Origin of the sequence: Sphingopyxis sp. Root1497, assembly GCF_001427085.1 — a bacterium.
Lineage (GTDB): Bacteria > Pseudomonadota > Alphaproteobacteria > Sphingomonadales > Sphingomonadaceae > Sphingopyxis.
Genome location: NZ_LMGF01000003.1, coordinates 536202 through 557076, shown reverse-complemented (window position 1 = coordinate 557076; position 20875 = coordinate 536202). Strand labels below are relative to the sequence as shown.

Below are 20875 nucleotides of genomic sequence, written 5' to 3'. Positions count from 1 at the left end.
CCCTTCAGGGGAGGCCGTTTATGATTTGCGCGGTCCGACCAGTCCAAAGGCGGCACCCTGCGGGTCGATTGCGTTCATCGCATATTCGCCGCCCGGGATTTCCATCGGTTCGTTGGTCACCGTGCCGCCATGGGTTTTTACCGCGGCCAGCGCCCGGTCGATATCGTCGACCCCGATATAATAGGTCCACATCGGTGCCGGCATGCCGGGCATCAGCGGCATCACGGCGCCCAGCCCGACGTCGCGGCGCTGGATGAAGCGATAGGCCCCCATCTCGCCCATATCCATTTCGCCCTCCTGCCCCCAGCCGAAGTGGCGGGTGTAAAAGGCGATCGCGCCGTCGGGATCGTTCGTCGCCAGTTCGTTCCACCGCACATGCTGCGCCTCGGTGACCGAAAAAACGTCGCTCTCCATGCCCTCCATCCCCGGCGGCGGGGTCGGCGCCATGATATAGAAGGGTGCGCCTTGCGGATCGGCGAGCATGGCGATGCGGCCCGCCATCTCGACGTCGCGCGCGGGCATCAACAGCGTGCCGCCCGACGCCTTGATCGCTTCGATTTCGGCATCGACGTCGGCGGCGTGAAGATAGCCCAGCCAGCAGGGATGCGCGCCGTGCGCCGCCATGTCGGACGACAGCCGCAGCACCCCGCCATTCATTCCGCCGTCACTGCGCGTGATGAAGCCGTAATCGCTGTTGTCGCCGTGCCCGGTCGACAGCGTCCAGCCGACGACCTGGTCGTAAAAGGCTTTCGCGGCTTCAGGATCGGGGGTCATCAGTTCGTACCAGATGAAGTTGGAGGCATCGGTCATCTTTTGGCTCCTTCGACGGTTGGAAAATAATCCCCGCGACCTTCGGGGGTCATGTCGAGCAGGCCCCACAGCGAATCGACGAGGTCGCCGGCGCGGTGGTGCTGTCCGGGGTCGGACGGTGCGAACGCCATCTCGCTGCCCCAGTGGTGGCGGACGGTGTCGCCGTCCCTGCGAAAGACGTTGAAGATCGTCTCGTCCCATTCCTCGCCGGGCTTCAATTTTCGCTCGTCGCGCATCGCGGCCGGGAATTTGCGGGTGTCGCCGAAATAATCGGCCGAATAGCGGGTGGTGACGTCGGACAGGAAGGTGAAGTGCGGCCAGCCGCGCATGCGCGCCCATTGGGTCAGCCGGGCGATCGGCGACTTGGCGACGATATAGAGCGGGGCGCGGTCGTCGATATAGCGCGCGCCGCCATCGACCGAATCGAGCATATGGGTGCAGCCGGGGCAGGGCTTGTCGCGCTCGGCATTCCACATGAAGCTGTAGAGGATGATTGTCGGTTTATCGCCGAACAGCTCGGACAGCCTCACCGTCTCGGGCCGCTGATAGGCGCCGATCCGCTCGAACACATAGTCCTCGGCGATTGCGCCGCCGGGCGGCAGCGCACGCCGCTGGGCCGCGACCGCCTCGATCTGCCGCCGCAGCGCGATCTCGGCATCGAGCAGCGCGTTGCGCGCGGTCCGGTAATCGGCGCTCTCGTTGGGATAGCTGATGTGGTGCATGTCGCTCTCCTCCATCCCCTGCTACCGGACCCAGCCCCGCGTCTTTTCGACCGGCGGCGCGCGAAATCCCATCGCCGCCCAGGCCGACAGCAGTTTCCACATGAACTTACCCGAATGCGTCGCGTAACTCGGTATGGCGTCGGTGAATTCGACGCCGTCGGGCCGGTCCTTGGTCATCGTTCGCATCGCGGGCGGCGGCCGCTCCTCCCCGGCGATGCGCCCCGCATAGACGCTCAGCCAATGGCCCTTGGTGAATTCCAACGCGATCGGCGCGTTGCAGCATCGCGCGACGAAGCGCCGGGTCGGCGAATCGGCTTTCAGTCGGTGCGCGTCGAGTTGACCGGTTCCTGATATCCACGCGATGCGGTCCTTGCGCACCAGCAGATAGGGGGTGCCGCCATCGGCATCGACCACGCCGGGTGCGCCGGGCAGGGCGCCGAATGCCTGCCCGGCTTGCTGGCAGCTCTGGCAATAGCAGGTCGCCGCGACGATCGGCTTGCCCGCCAGCTCCAGTGTCACCGCGCCGCAGGGGCATGACGCGATGCGCGTTTCTTTCTCTTGCGTGCCGGCCATCGGGTGTCTCCTCTTCATCCACCCTGTCGCGAAGCGATGGGGCGGGGGACCGCCGCGAAGCGGTGGTGGTGGGGCAGCAACGGTGCGTCCTTGCCCCTCCGTCAGCCCTTCGGGCTGCCACCTCCCCATGGCTTCGCCACAGGGAGGAAATCGATCACGCCTCGACGATCGGCGCGAAGCCGCCGTAGATCATGCGCTTGCCGTCGAAGGTCTGGTCGTTCGGATCATGCTGCATCCGCTCATCCTTCATCACCTTGTCCCAGCCCGCCATGCGCGTTGCCTTGTCGGGCCATTCGACCCAGCTGAATACGACGCTCTCGCCGTCCTGCCTGTGCGCGGCGCGGTTGAAGTCGGTGACCTTGCCGTCGGACACATCGTCGCCCCACGCCTCGACGACGCGCGTTGCGCCATGGTCGCGGAACACGGACGATGCCTTCTCTGCCATCGCGCGATAGGCTTCCTTGTTCGCGTCGGGGACCGGAACGATATAGCCGTCGGCGTAACCGAAGCCGCCTTCGGCGCTGTCGTCGAGCAGCGAGTCGAAGCCGGCGACGATCATGCGCTTGCCGTCGAACGGCATGTCGCCGCCCATCGCCGCCATGCGGGGGTCGTTCATCATCTTTTCGGTCGCAGCGTCGCGCGTCGCCTTGTCGGGATATTCGAACCAGCTGAACACGACGGTTTCGTCGTCCTTCGCCTGGACCGCGCCCTTGAAGTCGTTGACCTTGCCGTCGGGCACATCGTCGCCCCAGCACTCGACCATGCGCGCGACGCCGAACTCCTTGAACAAGGGCGCGGCGTCGGCGGCATGCTTGCGATAGGCTTCCTTGTTGGCGGTCGGCACCGCGACCACAAATCCTTCTACATAGGTCATCTTGTCTCTCCTTGGGGGTGGGAGGGGGCTTCAGGCGGCGGGTGGACCCGCTTCTTCGCTGAATGCTGCCAGCTGCGCATCCATCGCGCGCTGGAAGGCGGGGCGGGCGAGGCAGCGGTCGAGATAGGCCTGCAACCGCGGCTGCTCGGCGATCAGTCCGGCCTCGACGGCTTCGCGCAGCACCGTCGCCATCGCGATGTCGGCGACGGTGAATTCGCCGGTCAGATAGTCTTTGTCGCCGATCGCGTCGTTGAGACGCCCGAGCCGGCCCTGGATGAATTCGATCAGGCTTGGACGGCGCAGCTTCGCCCATTCCTCGTCGGTCGAGAAAATATCGACATTGCCGAGTTCGAACAGCATCGGCTCGACACTGTTATAGGCGGCGAACAGCCAGGCGAGCGTATTGGCGCGAGCCTGCGCGTCGCGAGGCATCAGCCGCGCATCCTTTTCGGCGAGGTGGAGCAGGATCGCGCCGCTTTCGAACAGGCGGATGCCGCCGTCGTTGAGCACCGGCACCTGCCCCCACGGCTGGAACAGGAAATGATCGGTCGGGCGGTTGATCGCGCTGATCAGATGCTCGGCATAGTCGAGTCCGATTTCCTCGCACGCCCAGCGCGGGCGCAGGTCGCGGACGTAACCGCGGGCGAAATCGGGCACCCAGTCGAAGGCGGTAATCTCGAGCTTCGCGTTCTGGTTGACGGACATGATGGTTCCTCTCCGTTTCTTTTGTCATCCCGACGAAAGCCGGGACCTCATCCTCGCGTTCTTTCTTCACCGTCGAGATTCCGGTCGCCGCCGGGATGGCGATGATGGGGCTTGTCTAAAAAGTCGGCATCGGCGGCTTGGCGTCGTCGAGAAAGGGCACGACCATCGCGACGATCGCCGGCACCTCGCCCATGATGCCGATGTGCGATGTGGCGGGCAGGATCGCGAGCCGCGCCCTTGGCGCTTCGGTCATGAAGCCCTGCGTTGCCGCGGCGATATCGCCGCCGCCGCGCAGCTTGAACAGCGTGATCGCATGATCGAGCGTGACGCCGTCGGCGTCGCCAATGATCACCATCGTCTTGCCGGGGATCGCGCGGACCTGTTCGTCGGAATAGGCAAAGGGCGTGGCGTCGAGCGTCTTGATATTCTCGACCAGTTTCGGAAATTTCTCCGGCGTCGGCGACAGGCTTTTATATCCTGTTTCGATGGGGCTTCCGGCGAAGACCTCCGGGGTCAACTGCGCGATGCCGGCGAGCACTTGGGGATACCAGCCGTCTAGCCGCGACGTCCCCGACAGGATGACCTGTTTGCCGACCTGTCCGGGGTGGCGGACCGCCAGCGCAATCGCCGTCGACGCGCCCATCGAATAGCCGAGCACATCGACCCGTTTCACGCCCAGCTTCGCGAGCACCGCGGCGGCATCGTCGGCCATCAGATCATAGCTGAGCTTGCCGTCGACCCCGCCCGAGCGACCGTGGCCGCGCGCGTCGATCGCGATCACCTGGCGCGTGGCCGCTAGGGGATCGATCAGCGTCTTCATCGCGTCGCCCGACATGAAGGCGCCGTGGAGTATCAGCAGCGGGGCCTTGCCGGGCGCGGGATCGCCGTACAGCTGATAATGGATGCGCGTGCCGTTCACATCGGCGTCGCCATTCCTGGCTGTTGCCGATGTTGCAGCCTCGGCGGCTGCGGGCGGCGCGGCATGCGCAGGCTGCGGCAGGGATGCGGCGGCACTCGCGGCAGCAAGCAGCGCGAACGCGGACAAGAGGTTTCGGGGGGAGGATAAATTTGTCATCGAACTATTCCTCTTGTTCCAAAGACGGAGGCTAGGATCGTTTGCCTTTGATCCAGGCGACGATCGACATCGCGTGGCCGTGGCCCAGGCCGTAATCGGCTTTCAGCCAGTCTATGATCTGTCCGGCCTTGACGCCCGGAGCGAGGCCGTCTGCGTCGGCAAGACCCTTGTCGATCGCGATGGCTTTCAACGCGTCGGCCGACTTTCCGGTCTTGGCCTCGACATTGTCGATATAGGCTTGAAAGCTCATGCGCTCGCTCCGGCCCGAAAGGGGATCATGGCGCGGAGGCGGGAATCGCGAAGCCAGAGGCCGCCCCACAGCATCACGCCGAGGTACACGCCGAACAATATGTGGCTGAACAACGGGCTGCCGATCCGAACATGGGTGGCGACCGCGCCGCCGAGATAAGCGGTGATCAGGATCGCGCCGAGGATCGCGGTGCGCGGCCAGATATAGAGCAGGGTCGGGATCAGCAGCAGCGTGCCGAGCATGGTCATCGTCGGGACGTCGAGCGGCCAGCCGAGGTCGGGCGGGCTATATTTGATCGCGGTCTCCGGTGAGACCAGCTTCAAGCCGGCGTCGAAGAGGAGGAAGAGGATCACCAAGCCGCTCAAAACGCGGCCGGCGATCGACTGACCCTTGGGGACTGCATCGGTCATCACTTCCTCCTCCCGAAACGCTGGTCAGGCCGATGCTTCGGCGGGTTCGCCGGCGGGGATCGCGGTGGGGTCCATCCACATCACTTCCCAGATATGGCCGTCGGGATCCTCGAAGCTGCGGCCGTACATGAAGCCGAAATCCTGCGTCGGGGTCGGATCGGCCTTGCCGCCCGCGCCGACCGCCTTGTCGACCTGTCCATCGACCGCCTCGCGGCTGTCGGCCGAGACGCAGAGCAGGACCTGCGCGGTCGTATGCGCGTCGGGGATCGTCTTCCCGGTGAAGGTCGCCCATTTTGCGTGGGTGAGCAGCATCACGTGGATCGCCCCTTCCTCGATCACCATGCACGCGGCGGTGTCGTCGGTGAACGCGGGGTTGTTCGTCGCGCCGACCGCTTCGTAAAAGGCCTTCGACTTGTCGAGGTCGGTGACTGGCAGGTTCACAAAAATCATCTGGGGCATTTTCTCTCTCCTTGGGGATGTGGGACTATTTTCAGAGGCTGGTTTCGGGGACAGGCGCCTCGCCATTGGCGACGGCGGGGTCCATCCAGAACGGACCCCAGACATGGCCGTCGGGGTCGAGGATGTCGCGGCCGTACATGAAGCCATGATCCTGCACCGGGTTGATGTCGGCGGTACCACCCGCGGCGGCGGCCGCTTCGACCATCGCATCGACCGCCTCGCGGCTGCCGAGCGCCAGCGCCAGCGACACCTCGCTCGAGGTCGCCGGGGCGATCGGCCGGTCGGTGAAGCCCTTCCATTTTTCGTGGGAGAGGATCATCACGAAAATCGTTTCCGACCACACCATCGCGGCGCCGGTATCGTCGGAGAAGCGCGGTTCGTTGGTGAAGCCCAGCGCCTCGTAAAAGGCTTTCGACTTTGCGAGGTCAGCGACAGGCAGGTTCACGAAAATCATCTTCGGTGCATCGGACATCGGGGGTTCCTCTCGCTTCAGTCCGGAGCGAACAGCATCCGGACATAACGCTTCAAATGGGTGACGGTGCCGCGGGCAATCGCCGGGTCGTTCGTGGTTTTCGCCAGGACGAAGGCGCCTTGCAGCACCGACTGGACATGCTGGGCGAGTCCGATCGCGGTGACGTCGTCGGGGGCGCCGTACAGGTCGATCGCGGCCTGGATGTCGGGGGCGAGCGCCTGGCAATAGGCGTTGATGCTCGCCTCGCACGCGGCGCGGATGCGGTCGCTCGTCGCATAGGCTTCCTGCACCATCGTGCCGACGAAGCAGGTATAATCCTCGGTCGGACCGTCGAGCATCGCCAGCCGGAAATCGATATGGCCGAGCAGCCGGTCGAGCGGGTCGTCCAGCCGGTTGTGCGGCGCCATCTCGAACATCGGCCGCGCGCGCTCGGTCCAGCCCTCGGCGGCGGCGACCCCCAGCGCTTCCTTCGACGCGAAATGGTGGAAGAAGGCGCCTTTGGTGACCCCCGCCGCCGCGCAGATTTCGTCGACGCTGGTCGCGGCATAGCCCTGCTTGCGTACCGTGCTGTGCGCTGCCGCGATCAGCGCCGCACGGGCGCTGCCGCGCGGTGCACGCGGCGATGGGGCGGGGCCGGAAGGGGGTTGGTTGCTCGTCATGCGAATCAACATACCGACCAGTTGGTATGTTGTCAAGCGCCGCCAAAAGACCCTTCGATCTTGTCGCCCGGTCATGGTGGGATTCGCCGCGTGGGCTCTGGGTGCGATATCCCCGCCAGCCCTGTGTAAAAAACAAGGTCGCCCTGCGGAGTTTCCGCGGCGTTCGTGTGCGGCGCGCCTGTTCGAAAAGACTCGACCGCGCGGCACTTTCCTGCCACGAATATGAGAACAAAGCAAGCACATATTGTTTGGGGGGGGGGGGGCGTCCATGGTCGCGATCGTATCCACCGTCGCCTATCTCGGGCTCGAAGCGCGCGGGGTCGAGGTGCAGTGCCAGATCACCCCCGGTGTCCCGCGCTTCGTCGTCGTCGGCCTGCCCGACAAGGCGGTCGGCGAAAGCCGCGAGCGCGTCCGCGCCGCGATCGCCGCGATTGGCCTCTCGCTCCCGCCCAAGGTCATCACCGTCAACCTGTCGCCCGCCGACCTGCCGAAGGAAGGCTCGCATTATGATCTGCCGATCGCACTCGCGCTGCTCGGCGCGATGGGCGTCATCGATGCCGAGACGCTGAGTGCCTATGTCGTCGTCGGCGAACTCGGCCTCGACGGCCGCGTCGCCGCTTCGCCGGGGGTGCTGCTCGCGGCGCTCCATGCGGGCAGCCAGGAGCGTGGTCTCGTCTGCCCCGTGGCGCAGGGCCCCGAGGCGGCATGGGCGGGCAATGTCGAGGTGCTCGCGGCGCCCGATCTGCTCGCGCTGCTCAATCATTTCCGGGGCAGCGCGCTGCTCGCCCCGCCGCGCCCCGGCGAAGTCGAGGAGCCGCGCCGCATGGCCGACCTCGCGCAGGTGAAGGGGCAGGAGGTCGCCAAGCGCGCGCTCGAAATCGCGGCGGCGGGGGGCCATAATTTGCTGATGGTCGGGCCGCCGGGGGCGGGCAAGTCGCTGATGGCGGCGTGCCTGCCCGGCATCCTTCCCGATCTCGATCCGGGCGAAGCGCTCGAAGTGTCGATGATCGCGTCGGTGGCCGGGCAGCTCGAAGGCGGGCGCCTCGTCCGCGCGCGGCCGTTCCGCAGCCCGCACCACAGTGCATCGATGCCGGCGCTCGTCGGCGGGGGCTTGCGCGTCCGTCCGGGCGAGGTCAGCCTCGCGCATCTCGGCGTGCTGTTCCTCGACGAACTGCCCGAATTCCAGCGAACGGTCCTCGACAGCCTGCGCCAGCCGCTCGAAACCGGCGAGGTCAGTGTCGCGCGCGCCAACGCCCATGTCACCTTTCCGGCGCGGGTGCAGATGGTCGCGGCGATGAACCCGTGCCGCTGCGGCCATCTCGGCGACCCGGCGCTGGCGTGCAGCCGCGCGCCGCGCTGCGCCGCCGACTATCAGGCGAAGGTGTCGGGGCCGCTGCTCGACCGCATCGACCTGCATGTCGAGGTGCAGGCGGTGAGCGCCGCCGATCTCGTGCTGCCGCCGCCGGCCGAAGGCAGCGCCGAGGTCGCGGCGCGGGTCGCCGCGGCGCGCGGGGTGCAGACGCGCCGCTATGCCGACCACAAGACGCGCACCAATGCCGAGATCGACGGCACCTTGCTCGAAGCGGTCGCGACTCCCGACGAGCCGGGGCGCAAGTTGCTCGCGCAGGCGGCCGAGGCGATGCGGCTGTCGGCGCGCGGCTATACGCGGATCTTGCGGGTGGCGCGGACGATCGCCGATCTGGGGGGAGCCGAAAGCATCGGCCGCATCCACCTTGCCGAAGCGCTGAGCTATCGGCGGCAGGCGCCGCGCAGCTGATGCCGGATATGCGGTTCGACGCCGAGATCATCGAGTGGCGCGGGCCGCCGCCCTATTTGTTCGCGGTCATTCCCGAGACCCTTGTCGGCGACATACGTTATGCGGCGCTGTCGGAAAGCTATGGCTGGGGAGTCGTGCCGGTGGTCGCAAAGATCGGCGCCACCGAATTCGCGACGTCGCTGTTTCCGCGCGCCGGTACCTATCTGCTGCCGGTCAAGGTTGCGGTCCAAAGAGCCGAGGCGATCGGGCTTGGCGACCGGGTGCGTGTGGCAATGCGCGTCGGGCGGCCCGGCCAGGGCTGAGGTCATGGTAAAGATTTTCGAACACATTGGTGCGATACGGCGGTCATGACGGCGGCGGGCAACCCCTTGATGAAGCTGTATGGCAGGCTCGCGCTGGCTCTGACCCTGCTCGCTTTCACCTTCTCGCCGACGCCGGCAAGCGCCGAGGCGCTGACGGTCGAGCATGGGCTTTGTCACGCGGCGAGCGGGTTGGACACGTCCGACGCCGCCCTTGCGGCGCGCCGCTTTTCGTGCGGCGGACTGCCGACGGGCTATCATCGCGCCAGTCTCTGGCTGCAGACCGATCCCGCGCGGATACACCTCGCGCGCAGCGACCTCGCGCTCATGGTTCACCAAAGCCGGTTCGACCGGCTCGCGGTCGCCTTCACTTACGCCGACGGTGTCACCCGCTGGCAACGGGTGCGCCAGGGCGATTATGGATCGCACTGGCGGGCGGGAGGGCAAATCTTGTTCGAGGCGCCCGAGCGCGGGGTGCCGCTGGCATCGGTGACGATGCGCTTCGACCGGCTGGCGAGCGCCGGCCTGATCCGGGCGCGGCTGTTGCCGAAAGCCGATGCGGTGGTGCAGTCGACCGGCATGGCGGTGGCGATCGGCGCCGCGCTGACGCTGCTGCTGGTCAGCGGCATCTACAGCCTGTCGCTCGCCTTCGCAGTGCGCCGCCAATATCTCGCCTGGCAGGCGGGCTGGTCGGCGACCATGCTGCTGTGGGGCTTTATCTGGTCGCAGGCTCATCTTGGGATAGTCCCCGGTCTGGCCGGTACCGTGTCGGCGCAGATCGCGACCTTCCTCGCCTGCCTGGCGGTCGCGATCGCGACGTTCAGCGCGGTGCTGGCGGTCGATCGCGGCGCCGTGTCGGCGCGGCTTCGCGGCACCGCGCTGGCGCTCGGCACCATCGTCGGGGTCGTCGGGGTTCCGCTGGCGCTGATCCGCAGCGGAAGCCTGACGCAATGGGCCGACCTGCTGGGGCTCGTCATCGTTGCCGACCTGCTGGCGGTCGCCGCCTATCTCGGCTGGGCGTGGCGCCGGGGATCGGTCGAGGCGCGCGACTTCCTGGCCGCCTGGTGCTTGCCGATGGCGGTGCTCGCCTTCATTCATATCGTTGATGTCGACGACCGTGTGTGGGGCGGCGGCTCGCAGTTGCTCGTGCTGGCGGCGGCGACCTGGCAGGCTTTGTGGCTGTCGGCGTCGGCGACGCGCCGGCTCGCCCGACTGCGTATCGAGCGCGACAGCGCGCGGGCGTCGGAGGCGCTGGCCCAGCAACTGGCGCGGCGCGATCCGCTGACCGGGCTGCCCAACCGGCGCGGCTTCGTCGACAGCGTGACGCCGCTGCTCGAACGCGCCCGCGCCGACGACCTGCCGGCGGCATTGCTGCTCGTCGATATCGACCGGTTCAAGTCGATCAACGACGTTCACGGTCATGATGCCGGCGACGCGGTCCTGTGCGAAGTCGCCCGGCGGATCGCGCGCTGGGAAGGGCCGATGTGTACCGTCGCGCGGCTTGGCGGCGAGGAGTTCGGCCTGCTGACGGTGGGCATGGATGGCATCGTTCTCAGCCGCTTCGCCGAAAGCGTCCGGCTGGGGATCGCGGCGTGCGACCACCGCGCGGCGATCGGCGCGCGAACGGTCACCGCCAGCGTCGGGGTCGCCGAAGTCCGCCCCGCGAGCGATTTCCAGCAACTCTACCGGCTCGCCGACGAAGCGCTTTATGATGCGAAGCGCGGCGGACGCGACCGGGTGGTCGTCCAGCGCCGCAGCGACGGCGCCGGTCCCTCCGACGATCGATCGAGCCGCGAAGCGATGCTGTCGCGCTGACCGCAGGCTGTCGCTTTTCCGGTCAGATGCCGAGCGACGCCGACTTGTTCTCGACCACCTCGAGCGGCGGCTTGGCTGCAGCCGCCCCGTGGCGGCGGTGGCTGAGCTTGCCGTCGACCTTGCCGCCATTCTCGATCGTGATCGTTTCGTAGACGACGTCCCCGGTGATCCGCGCGGTCGCGTGGACGATCAGCGTCTTGGCCTCGATCGAGCCATCGACCAGCCCCGCGATCTTCGCGGTTTCGGCGACGACCGCGCCCTTGATCTCGCTCGCCTCGCCCTGGACGAGGTTGGCGCATTTGAGGTCGCCGTCGATCTTGCCGTCGACGTGCAGGTCGACGCTGGCCGCGACATTGCCGGTGACGACGACGTCCGATCCGAGGATCGAGAAGGTCGTATGACGGGCGCCGGTCGCCATCTTAGCGGGCACCGCGGGCGACGGAACCGACGCGCTGTCGGGCGTCGGCTTTGACTTCGAGAACATCGGCTTTGGCCTCCAGGAAGCGGCGCGGGTTGACCGCCACGCCGTTCAAACGAACTTCAAAATGCAGGTGGCTGCCGGTCGAACGGCCGGTCGAACCCATCCTGGCGATCTGTTCCCCCGCCGTGACCTGTTGGCCCACCGTCGCGGTGAAGCCCGACAAGTGGGCATAGCGGGTTAAGATACCCTGACCATGGTCGACCTCGACGACATTGCCATAACCCGACTTCTGACCGACGAAGCTGACGCGGCCGGGGGCCGCGGCGAGGATCGGGGTGCCGATGGGGCCGCGGAAATCGAGGCCCGCGTGCATCGCGCCGCCGCCGGTGAAGGGGTCGCTGCGATAGCCGAAGCCCGACGACATCATCAGCACATTGGCGGGGTTGCCCGACGGCACCGCGACGAGGGTGCGTTCGAGCACTTCCATGCGGAACAGCGCGCCTTCCAAGGCGGCGAACGACGCGCCGAGCGCCTTGGCTTTGCCCATCTTGCCGCGATAGGGGATGAACGGACCACCACGGCCGGCCGCGGCGTTGCGGACGAGGCCCCTGGGGTCGAGCCCGAGCGCGGCGACGGCGGTTTCGGCCTTGGCGGCGCGGTCGTTGACCGCGGCGAGCAGGCGGCTGGCAAAGGCCTCCTGCCGCGCTTCGAGCCGAGCCAGCGCCTGCGCCTCGGGGGGCAGGTTCGGGTCGATCGCGCTGGTCTTGAGCGGCGCGGCGGCGGCGGGCGCGGCTTCGGCACCGGCTTCGTCGGTGACCGCGGCGGGTTCGGCGCCGAAGCTTTCCTTCGACCATTCCTCGAGCTGCACCTGGCGCTCTTCGAGGTCGGCGGCGGTTTCGGCGACGCGGTCGCGGTAGCGGGCGATGCGTTGCTCGGCGGCGCTGGCGGCGGCCTGTTGCTGGGCGATCGCGGCACGCTCGTCGGCGCCGAGCAGCTGGTTGACGAGGATGGCGAGCGTGACGCCGGCCCAGGCGAGCAGCACGGCGGCGGCAATCAGCGCGACTCGCTTTTGCCAGGTGGCGCTGATCCGAAGAAAACGCACATGGCCGTGCGTTCGAACGAAGATTTCATGGTCCTGAAACAGCGCGTTGAAGCGCTGGCGCCAATGGCGCAGGCCCGTCGATTTCGATGACAAGTGGCGACCCCATCTTGTTATTATGTGGAGCCCTCCGCCCCGAATGACGGGCGCCTTAACAGCAGTTGTCGCGACTCGCGAATCCGGCGGGGACGACTCGCGCCGAGTCGAAAGCGGGATGCGGTGAACGGTGTCAAATGGCGGCAACGCTGCCATTCTGGCAGGAAATAGCGCCGAATCGTCGGCCATCATTGACGGCTTGCTTACCATTTTCGGCTAGGCCCGAGCGCGTGACCCATTTGCCCGAAATGACCCTGCCCGCGGGCGCCGACACGGCGCCGGAAACCGCCGCTAAGCGTACCGCAAGGCCGCGTTCGGCGGTCAGCGCGGGGGTCGGAATCGTCGGCCTGATCGGCCTGATGTCCTATCTGCTGATCGCGCGCTACACGCCCGAGATCGCCGCCTTCCTTGGCATCGACTGGGGCAATCGCGGGCCGATGAGCGGGCCGAACTCGGCGATCGCCAGCGTCCTCGCCTGCGCCATCCCGATGGTGCTGTGGTCGGTGTTCGTCGACAAGGTCCACCGCAATCCGTCGACCGGGATCGACTGGGCGCAGCGGCGCCCCTGGCGCGAGACGGTCGACATCAGCCTGACCAAGCTCGCCGGGCTGTGGGCGACCTGGGGCCTGATCGCGCTGACCTATGCGACGATGCGCTATTATTGGGAAGGTCAGTATGAATTCTCGATGGAGCTGCTCGAGCGGGTCGCGCCCTGGCTGCTGCTGATTTCGGTACCGTACATGCTGTGGCTCGACCGCCGGCTGGTCGAGCCGCGCGACGGCTGTTACCAGTTCGGCCGCTGGTTGGTTGCGCCGGGGCAACCGGTCGATGGCCGCGCGATCGGCCATCATTTCCGCGCATGGGGGGTGAAGGGGTTTTTCACCGCCTTCATGCTGTCGATCGTGCCGGGCAATTTTTCGAGCCTCGTCACCGTCGACATGGGCGAGGTTCTGCGCAACCCGTATATTACCGGGCTGTGGGCGATCAACCTGCTCTATCTGGTCGACGTCCATATCGCGACGGTCGGCTATATCCTGACCGCGCGGCCGCTCGATTCGCATATCCGCACCGCGAACCCCTATGGCATGGCGTGGGTCGCGGCGCTGATCTGCTACCCGCCCTTCATCCTGATGAACGGCGGCCCGCTCGATTATCAGGTGAACGGATCCGACTGGGGCTATTGGCTCGAGGGTCACGACAATGTGATGATCGTCTGGGGGATCGTGCTCGTCGGGCTGACCGCGATCTACAGCTGGGCGACGATGGCGTTCGGCATCCGCTTTTCGAACCTGACGCATCGCGGCGTGATGACCCACGGGCCGTATAAATATACGCGCCACCCGGCCTATCTGTCGAAGAACCTCAGCTGGTGGGTCGGTGCGCTGCCCTTCCTCGTCACCGATGGCGGCTGGACCGAGGGGCTGCGCAACACGGTCCTGCTGGGTCTCGTGAGCAGCGTCTATTACTGGCGCGCCAAGACCGAGGAAAAGCATTTGCTCGCCGACCCGGCGTATCAGGCGTATTGGACCTGGGCGCAGGAGAATGCGGTCGTGCCGCGGCTGTTCGCGCGGCTGTCGGGGCGCAAGCGTCCGTTGATCCGGCTGGAGCCCGATGAGCGTATCGGGCCGGTGGCATAAGCCTGGCATCGGATTCCCGTTCCGGATCGTCGATTCGGGAACAGTGAGCCATATGGGTACAAATTAGGAAAGCGGTTTTTCGGGCGGGTCGATGGTTTCGCCGGCGGGGGCGCCGGGTTTCGGGTTTCTTCAAATCCTCCCTGTCGCGGAGCGATGGGGAGGTGGCAGCCCGCAGGGCTGACGGAGGGGCTATGGCGCGACGGTGCGGCCCCTCCACCACCGCCTGCGGCGGCGGTCCCCCTCCCCATCGCTTCGCGACAGGGAGGATTGGCAAGGCGCGCTTCCCACCCCGAACCGGTCTCCTCCCCGCGGCGTCGCCGCAGGGAGGATCGAACCGGTCCTAGAACTTCACGCCCGCCTCGACGCCCCAGATGCGGGGTTCGTTGACGTAGCTGGTGAGGTTGTTGAAATCGATGCCGCCGGTCGCCGACTTGTCGCCGGTGATGTTGCGCACGAAGCCCGCGACGTCGAAGCGGTCTGTGCGATAGCCGACGCGCAGGCCCCCTTCGAGCATCTTGTCGTCCGAGAATTCGACCGACTGATAGAGGAAGAACTGCACCTTCGAGCGGTAATACCAGTCGGTGAAGGCATAGATGGCGCCGTCGCCGACCGGGATTTCATACCCAGCGGTCCAGTTCGCGGTCCACTTCGGCGACTGCGGCAGCTGGTTGCCGTCGATCGAGAAGATGCCCGGGCTGCCCGGACGGACCGGGTCGAGGACGGTGCACGGGGTCGCCGAACCGCAGCCGGCGACGAAGGCGTTGGCGTCGTCGATCTCGGCGACGTTCCAGGCGCCGCCGACCGAGAAGGTCAGGCCCTTCGCCGGCGCCGCCTGCAGCTCGGCCTCGATGCCGTGACCCTTGGCATCGACGTTGAGCAGGCTCGCGACATTGGCGGTGCCGCCGACGGCGGTGAGCTGGAGGTCCTTGGTATCGAAATAATAGCCGGTCAGGTTGAAGCGGACGCGGTTGTCGAGGAACGAGGTCTTGATGCCCGCTTCATAGGACATCGTCTCTTCCTGGTCGGCGGTCGAGATGGTGCGCGAGAAGGTCAGGCGGCCCTGCACCGACGGGGCGCGATAGCCGCGCGCGACGCGGGCATAGACGGTGATATCGTCCGACGCCTCATAGGTCGCGCTGGCGTCCCAGGTCAGCAGCTTGCCCTTGACGCTCGCCGCCTGCGGCGGAACCGGGGTGTTGGGATTGACGACGAAGATCGGGCGCGTCTCGACCGGACGCGACGCGACGAAATCGCGCGTGTCATGGTTGTAGCGCGCGCCGGCCTGAAGCTTCAGGCCGTTGTCGAAGGCGTAGTTGACCGAGCCGAAGATGCCGTAGGCCTCGCTGTCCTGACGCTGCACCGCGATCGCCGAGGGCATCGCATCGGTCGGGCCGCCGAATTCGAAGCTGGAGATGTCGAGCTTTTCGTCGAAGTAGAAGGCACCGAACTGATAGCCGAGGCCGGTCGAATTGTTCGACGCGACGCGGACTTCCTGGGTGAACTGGTCGAGGCTGGGGACATTGTCCTGGCTCTGCGCCTGGAAGGGGATCAGGCCCGGACCCGACACCGGCAGGAACACCGCGCCGAAGCCGCCGTCGATGTCGCCGCGGCTGCGGAAATTGGCGTTCCAATAGGAGGTGATCGAATAGAGCGTCACCGGCCCGAAATCATATTCGAGGTTGAGCCCGGCATTATAGGTGTTGAGCTTCTGGAAGTTCAGCCCGTCCTGATAGACCTTGTCGCGCTCGAATTCGGTGCCCGCGCCGCCGAGGCCGACGAGCTTGTTGCTGCCGGGAAGCTGGGTGTTGGCGCGGAAGATGATCGCCGAACCGTCATAGATGCGGACCTGGCCGATCGCGCGCGCGGTGAACGGGCCGCTTTCATATTGCAGCTGGAGGCGCGCGGCGATGTCGTCGTAGCCGCCGAGGTCCTTCTTCGCGGTGGTGGCGACATTGTCGACCCAGTCGTCGCGGTGCTGGAACAAAGTCGACAGGCGGACCGAGAAGCCATTGTCGTCGGCGGCGCCCGCCGCGACCTCGACCTGGCTGGTGCCATAGCGGCCATAGCTGACGCGCGCATAGCCGCCGGTCTTGCCCGGCTTGACGGTGTCGAACTTGACGATGCCCGCCGGGGTGTTGCGGCCGAACAAGGTGCCCTGCGGCCCGCGTAGCACTTCGACGCGGTCGAGGTCGAAGATCGGGAAGCCCTTGAGGATCGGGTTTTCGAGGACGACGTCGTCGTAGACGACGCTGACCGGCTGCGAGGCGTTGAGATCGAAGTCGGTGTTGCCGAGGCCGCGGATGTAGAAGCGCGGGAAGGTGCGGCCGAACGAGCTTTCGATGTTGAGGCTGGGGACGCGGCCGGCGAGCGCGCGGACGTCCGAACCGGTCGAGGTGATCGCGCCGAGCGTGTCGCCCGACAGCACCGAGACGGCAACCGGCACGTCCTGCAGGCTTTCCTCGCGGCGCTGCGCGGTGACGACGATGTCGGTGAGGCCGCCTTCGTCGGCGACGGGGGCCGTGTCCTGCGCGGCGGCGGGGGCGGCGAAGCCGGCGGCGGCAACGAGTACGAGAGCTATAGCGGTGGCGGAAGGAAAGTGGCGCATGGCAAGCTTCCTGAAACAGAGTGACGATGGGAGAGGCGGAAAACCATCGCTCTTTGGCTTTCGATGCGCCCGCGATCAATCGCCGAAGCGCGTGCCGCTGACGTTCGTGTCAGCAGTGTTGCGCAATTGCTGCAGTTTGTGACAGTCGGGACGGGGGTGGGCGGGTTCCGATCCTCCCTGTGCCGCAGGCATGGGGAGGTGGCAGCCCTCCGGGCAGACGGAGGGGCCGACGCCGTCAGGCGTCGTGCGAGCTTTCGGCCCCTCCACCACCCTTCGGGCGGTCCCCCTCCCCATCGCTTCGCGACAGGGAGGATCGGTCAGCCGCTGGCGTGGCGGGGTTTTGCATCGCTGGCGGGGTCGTTCGCCGGATTTGGCAGACCGAACCAGGCGCGCCGCGCGGCTTCGGCGGCGCGGCGTAGCGGGGCGATGGTGGCGTTGTGGGCGGCCTCCGCGGCCGCTTCCTCGTCGGGTTCGAGGGTGCGTTCATACTCCTCGTCGCCGAACACCCCTTCCTCGATGCCGAGGAAGTCTTCGGGCGGCGGGAAATTGGTGCGCCATTCACCGTCGTCGTGCCAGACCGAGAGCGTGGCGGCCTCTTCCTCGGGGGTCAGGTCGGGTTCGGGCTCGAGGTCGGAATCGGCGGAAAACTGCGCAACTTCATTCGCGATCGCCGTGTCTTTCCACAGCATCGCGAGCGGGTTGGTACGGTTGTCGCGGCCCGCGAGCCAGCAGGCGAGCGCGGCGCCGCGGCGGCTTTCGTCGCCATCGGGCAGCGCGAGGTCGAAGAGCGCGAGGAAGCCCGCCCAGTCGCCCGCGATGATCTGCGCCAGCATCGCCTCGCCGGCCCGGGCGCGGGTTTCGACCGCGCGGTCGAGTCGCGCGAGCATCGCGAGGCCGAGGCTGGGGACGTGGCGGCGGCGCTTGGTCAGGCTCTTGAGCTTTTCCTCCTCGGTGAAGCGCTCGGTGACTTCCTCTATGCCGTAGATGGCGCGGTCGAGCAGCTCGTCGGCGAGGCGGTCGCGCGCGATGAGCAGCGCCGCGCTCCAGCCGAGCCGGAACGCCGCGCCCTCGGGGCGCTGCTTGAGCTGGTAGGCGGCGCCGGGCGACATCGCGACGCGGCCCGCGGCGATGCGCACCGACCCGGTGGCCGCGAGATGATCGAGGAAGGCGCGCTGGAGCGCCGGGGTCCAGTGGTAGCTGGCGGGGGCGGGGATGTCGTTTTCGCTGTCGTCGGTCATGTGATTCGTCCTTTTGGCCAGTGAAACTGACTGAACGAACCATATTGGTACAATTTAGGAAAGCGTTTTTTGCAAGGGGGCGATCCTATTTTGTCGGCGAGGCAGAATGGGTGGGAAGCAGGTTGGCGTCCGATTGCGGGCGGTGACGGACGAAAGCACACCAAAAGCCCNCGAAGTCGAGACACCCCGAAGGCATGCGCTGCCGATGGGTGTCTCGACTTCGCTCGACACGAACGGAAATAGAGGAGGGGCTTGAATCCCCCGAAGCCGGCGAGCGCTTGCCGCTCCCGGCGACGCGGCGGATCAGTCGGGCGTGCCGGCCGCCGCGGCTTCGGCGGCGCGTTTGGCCTGGAGCTTGGCGTGGGCGTCGTCGATGATGCGCCAGGCCCTGGCGCAGCGCTTGCGATCAAAGGCGGTGTCGCTGGCGCAGACGCGGTTCAGCTGTTTGAGCACCTGATCGGGATCGTAGTTGCGGCTGGCGGGAAAGGCGCTGACGTGTGCGGCCATGGCGTTGGAGCCGATGGCGGCGGCCGAGTTGATGTCGGTCGCCGACGCGGCGGTGGTGCCGGTGGCGAGGATCGCCGCCGCGAGGATAAGCTTACCATGAACCATCGTCACTCTCCTTCGATCGAGATCGGAGGGCGATGCTATCATGAAAGGTGGCGGACGCCAAATGGCTGTCCGCGCGGCATTAAAAGCTGAGTTCGTCGTAGATCTTCGACAGGTCGTGGCCCCAGGAGCCTTCGTAGCGGTCGAGCAGATCGTGCGCGGGCGACTTGCCGCTCTTGGCGATGCGGCGCAGCGGTTCGAGGAAGCCGACCTCGTTGTCGCCCATCGAATTGACCTCACCGCGTGCGGCGAGGCCGGCGGCGGCGATGTCGAGGACGCGGTGCGCCAATTCGCCGACGGTGCCGCCGCCGGGCGCGGGGGCGTCGAGGCCTTCGCTGGGGACGGCGTCGCGCAGCGCCTGTTGCTCCGCGATGCTCCAGTTTTTGACGAGATCCCACGCGGCGTCGAGTGCGCCCTGGTCGTAGAGCAGCCCGACCCACAGCGCGGGAAGCGCGCAGATGCGGTTCCACGGGCCGCCGTCGGCGCCGCGCATTTCGAGGAAGCTTTTCAGCCGCACCTCGGGGAAGGCGGTCGAGAGATGGTCGTTCCAGTCGGAAAGGCGCGGCAGTTCGCCGGGGAGGACCGCGAGCTCGCCCTTCATGAAGTCGCGGAAGCTGAGTCCCGCGGCGTCGATATATTTGCCGTCGCGGAAGACGAAATACATCGGCACGTCGAGCATATAGTCGACATAGCGCTCATAGCCGAAGCCGTCCTCGAACACGAAGGGCAGCATGCCGGTGCGCGCGGGGTCGGTGTCGGTCCAGATATGGCTGCGGTACGACATAAAGCCGTTGGGCTTGCCTTCGGTGAAGGGCGAAGCGGCGAAGAGCGCGGTCGCGAGCGGTTGCAGCGCGAGGCTCACCCGGAATTTCTGCACCATGTCGGCCTCGCTCGCATAATCGAGGTTGGTCTGGATGGTGCAGGTGCGCAGCATCATGTCGAGCCCCATGGTGCCGACGCGCGGCATATGGTCGAGCATGATCTTGTAGCGGCCCTTGGGCATGATCGGCAGTTCGGCGCGGGTCTTGTCGGGCCACATGCCCAGCCCAAGGAAGCCGAGGCCGAGTTCGGCGCCGACCTCTTTCACCTGCTTCAGGTGGCGGCCGGTTTCGGCGCAGGTCTGGTGGAGGTTTTCGAGCGGCGCGCCCGACAGTTCGAGCTGGCCCGCGGGTTCGAGGCTGACCGCGCCGTCGCTGCCCGACAGGGCGATGACGTTTCCGCCCTCATAGACCGGTTCCCAGCCATAACGGGTGAGCGCCATCAGCAAGTCACGGATGCCGCCGGGCTCGTCATAGGAGGGGGCGCGGTGATCGGAGGTGCGATAGACGAATTTTTCGTGCTCGGTGCCGATGCGCCAGCGATCCCTGGGCTTCTCGCCCTTGATCATGGGGGCCGCGAGCTGGTCGCGGTTTTCGACGATGGGATCGTTGCTGTCCGAGGCGGTGCGCGTGCTCATGTCGCGCCATCTAGACTATTCGGTATAGAATGCAATCGGGGCTGAATGCCCCTGCGCGACCCCCTATTTCACCATCGCGCGGAGGTTGATCGTGAAGCTCGATCCGGGCGCCATGCCGCCCTTGGGATTGATGCGGATGTGCGTGACATTGGTGTCGACGCCATTGGCATCGGCGACCGGCGTGTAGGTGAAGCTGACGCCATTGTTGTTCGAGAAGCTGACGTCGTCGGACGTGCTGGCGAGGCTGGTGAAGCTGTAGGTCAGGCCGCTCGATCCCGCAGCGAAGGCGATCGGGCCGGGGCCGGGGGCATAGATGCCGACGAACAAGGCGAGGTTGGCGGGCAGCGCGTCGGTGACGATGACGCTGTTGCTGCTCGCCTGCGTCCCCGCGGGCGCGGTGACGGTGAGGCTGTAGGTCGCGAAGCCGCCGGGGATGAGCTTGGCATTGGTCGTGCCGTTCTGCGGATCGCTGTAGGCGACGGACGTCTTGGCGAGCGTCAGCGGCAGGACATAGGCGTTGGTGTAGGTGCAGGTGGTCGCGGTCGTGCTGCCCTGGATCGTCAGCGTGCGACCGGCGGCGCCGCTGGCGAGCGGGCTGCCGCCGGTGCATTCGACGCTGGCGTTGTAGAGCGCGGCGACCGCGCCGCCGCCGTAGCTTTCGGCGGGCAGGGTGACGACATCGCCGGCGCGGACGTTGACATAGCTGCCATTGGTCGCGGTCGGCGCGGTCGACGCGAAGCTGGCATTGGCGGTGCCGCCGCTGGTCGTGGCGCTCGCGGTATGTCCGGTCGTCGCGCCGCTCCACGCCTTGGCG

At 66.8% G+C, this 20875-nt stretch carries 21 protein-coding genes and 1 pseudogene; 4 read left to right on the top strand and 18 right to left on the bottom strand.

What is annotated here, in order from left to right; translation table 11 throughout:
- Window positions 1-18: 18 nt before the first annotated feature.
- The 11 genes from ASD67_RS06110 to ASD67_RS06060 form a co-directional block, all read right to left on the bottom strand.
- The gene (locus ASD67_RS06110; RefSeq protein WP_056344776.1) at window positions 19-810 is read right to left on the bottom strand and encodes a VOC family protein; all 792 of its coding nucleotides are present in this window, start codon (window positions 808-810) and stop codon (window positions 19-21) included.
- Window positions 807-1532, bottom strand: coding sequence for a DUF899 family protein (locus ASD67_RS06105; RefSeq protein ID WP_056347076.1), 726 nt, complete (start codon window positions 1530-1532; stop codon window positions 807-809). Before ASD67_RS06105 ends, ASD67_RS06110 begins: the two co-directional genes overlap by 4 nt.
- Before the next feature lie 21 nt (window positions 1533-1553).
- Window positions 1554-2105: a GFA family protein gene (locus tag ASD67_RS06100; RefSeq protein WP_056344772.1), complete on the bottom strand. Its 552-nt coding sequence runs from the start codon at window positions 2103-2105 to the stop codon at window positions 1554-1556.
- 154 nt (window positions 2106-2259) lie between these two features.
- Entirely contained in the window at window positions 2260-2979 is a 720-nt protein-coding gene (locus tag ASD67_RS23980) for a DUF1428 domain-containing protein (protein ID WP_056344770.1), read from the bottom strand.
- A 30-nt stretch (window positions 2980-3009) separates the two neighbouring features.
- Entirely contained in the window at window positions 3010-3684 is a 675-nt protein-coding gene (locus ASD67_RS06090; RefSeq protein ID WP_056344767.1) for a glutathione S-transferase family protein, read from the bottom strand.
- Between the two features lie 115 nt (window positions 3685-3799).
- A complete protein-coding gene (locus tag ASD67_RS06085) occupies window positions 3800-4729 on the bottom strand; it encodes an alpha/beta fold hydrolase (protein ID WP_162248548.1) in 930 nt (309 codons plus the stop codon).
- A gap of 61 nt (window positions 4730-4790) precedes the next feature.
- Window positions 4791-5009, bottom strand: coding sequence for a DUF4287 domain-containing protein (locus tag ASD67_RS06080; protein ID WP_056344761.1), 219 nt, complete (start codon window positions 5007-5009; stop codon window positions 4791-4793).
- Entirely contained in the window at window positions 5006-5419 is a 414-nt protein-coding gene (locus ASD67_RS06075) for a DoxX family protein (protein WP_056344758.1), read from the bottom strand. The genes ASD67_RS06080 and ASD67_RS06075 overlap by 4 nt, the downstream gene beginning before the upstream one ends.
- Window positions 5420-5443: 24 nt before the next feature.
- Window positions 5444-5878 (bottom strand): VOC family protein, encoded by a 435-nt coding sequence (locus tag ASD67_RS06070; RefSeq protein WP_056344755.1) that lies wholly within the window; start codon window positions 5876-5878, stop codon window positions 5444-5446.
- 31 nt (window positions 5879-5909) lie between these two features.
- The gene (locus ASD67_RS06065) at window positions 5910-6350 is read right to left on the bottom strand and encodes a VOC family protein (RefSeq protein ID WP_082544877.1); all 441 of its coding nucleotides are present in this window, start codon (window positions 6348-6350) and stop codon (window positions 5910-5912) included.
- 17 nt (window positions 6351-6367) lie between these two features.
- Window positions 6368-7009, bottom strand: coding sequence for a TetR/AcrR family transcriptional regulator (locus ASD67_RS06060; RefSeq protein ID WP_056347073.1), 642 nt, complete (start codon window positions 7007-7009; stop codon window positions 6368-6370).
- A gap of 268 nt (window positions 7010-7277) precedes the next feature.
- Between ASD67_RS06060 and ASD67_RS06055 the strand changes: the two genes are divergently transcribed.
- The 3 genes from ASD67_RS06055 to ASD67_RS06045 are packed head-to-tail and all read left to right on the top strand — an operon-like array spanning window position 7278 to window position 10900.
- A complete protein-coding gene (locus ASD67_RS06055; RefSeq protein ID WP_056344752.1) occupies window positions 7278-8786 on the top strand; it encodes a YifB family Mg chelatase-like AAA ATPase in 1509 nt (502 codons plus the stop codon).
- Window positions 8786-9088 (top strand): DUF1905 domain-containing protein, encoded by a 303-nt coding sequence (locus ASD67_RS06050; RefSeq protein ID WP_056344749.1) that lies wholly within the window; start codon window positions 8786-8788, stop codon window positions 9086-9088. The genes ASD67_RS06055 and ASD67_RS06050 overlap by 1 nt, the downstream gene beginning before the upstream one ends.
- A 45-nt stretch (window positions 9089-9133) precedes the next feature.
- Window positions 9134-10900: a sensor domain-containing diguanylate cyclase gene (locus ASD67_RS06045; protein ID WP_056344747.1), complete on the top strand. Its 1767-nt coding sequence runs from the start codon at window positions 9134-9136 to the stop codon at window positions 10898-10900.
- Window positions 10901-10922: 22 nt separating this feature from the next.
- On the opposite strand, the gene ASD67_RS06040 is transcribed toward ASD67_RS06045, so the two are convergent.
- The gene (locus ASD67_RS06040) at window positions 10923-11318 is read right to left on the bottom strand and encodes a bactofilin family protein (RefSeq protein ID WP_156377591.1); all 396 of its coding nucleotides are present in this window, start codon (window positions 11316-11318) and stop codon (window positions 10923-10925) included.
- A gap of 1 nt (window position 11319) precedes the next feature.
- Window positions 11320-12516, bottom strand: a complete 1197-nt coding sequence (locus tag ASD67_RS06035; RefSeq protein ID WP_056344742.1) for a M23 family metallopeptidase — start codon at window positions 12514-12516, stop codon at window positions 11320-11322.
- A gap of 248 nt (window positions 12517-12764) precedes the next feature.
- Between ASD67_RS06035 and ASD67_RS06030 the strand changes: the two genes are divergently transcribed.
- Window positions 12765-14153, top strand: a complete 1389-nt coding sequence (locus tag ASD67_RS06030; RefSeq protein WP_056347072.1) for a methyltransferase family protein — start codon at window positions 12765-12767, stop codon at window positions 14151-14153.
- Between the two features lie 340 nt (window positions 14154-14493).
- Here the strand turns inward: ASD67_RS06030 and ASD67_RS06025 are convergent, their stop codons facing one another.
- From ASD67_RS06025 to ASD67_RS23320, 5 genes and pseudogenes are all read right to left on the bottom strand, one after another.
- Complete coding sequence (locus tag ASD67_RS06025; protein WP_056344738.1) at window positions 14494-16758, bottom strand: TonB-dependent receptor; 2265 nt, start codon at window positions 16756-16758, stop codon at window positions 14494-14496.
- A gap of 317 nt (window positions 16759-17075) precedes the next feature.
- Window positions 17076-17996, bottom strand: a complete 921-nt coding sequence (locus ASD67_RS06020; RefSeq protein ID WP_056344736.1) for a hypothetical protein — start codon at window positions 17994-17996, stop codon at window positions 17076-17078.
- A gap of 303 nt (window positions 17997-18299) precedes the next feature.
- Window positions 18300-18608 carry a hypothetical protein gene (locus ASD67_RS06015; protein WP_056344732.1) on the bottom strand — a complete coding sequence of 103 codons (309 nt, stop codon included), beginning with the start codon at window positions 18606-18608 and terminating at the stop codon, window positions 18300-18302.
- 79 nt (window positions 18609-18687) lie between these two features.
- Complete coding sequence (locus tag ASD67_RS06010; RefSeq protein WP_056344731.1) at window positions 18688-20061, bottom strand: glutamate--cysteine ligase; 1374 nt, start codon at window positions 20059-20061, stop codon at window positions 18688-18690.
- 63 nt (window positions 20062-20124) lie between these two features.
- Window positions 20125-20875: pseudogene (locus tag ASD67_RS23320) on the bottom strand (hypothetical protein); the annotation flags it as partial.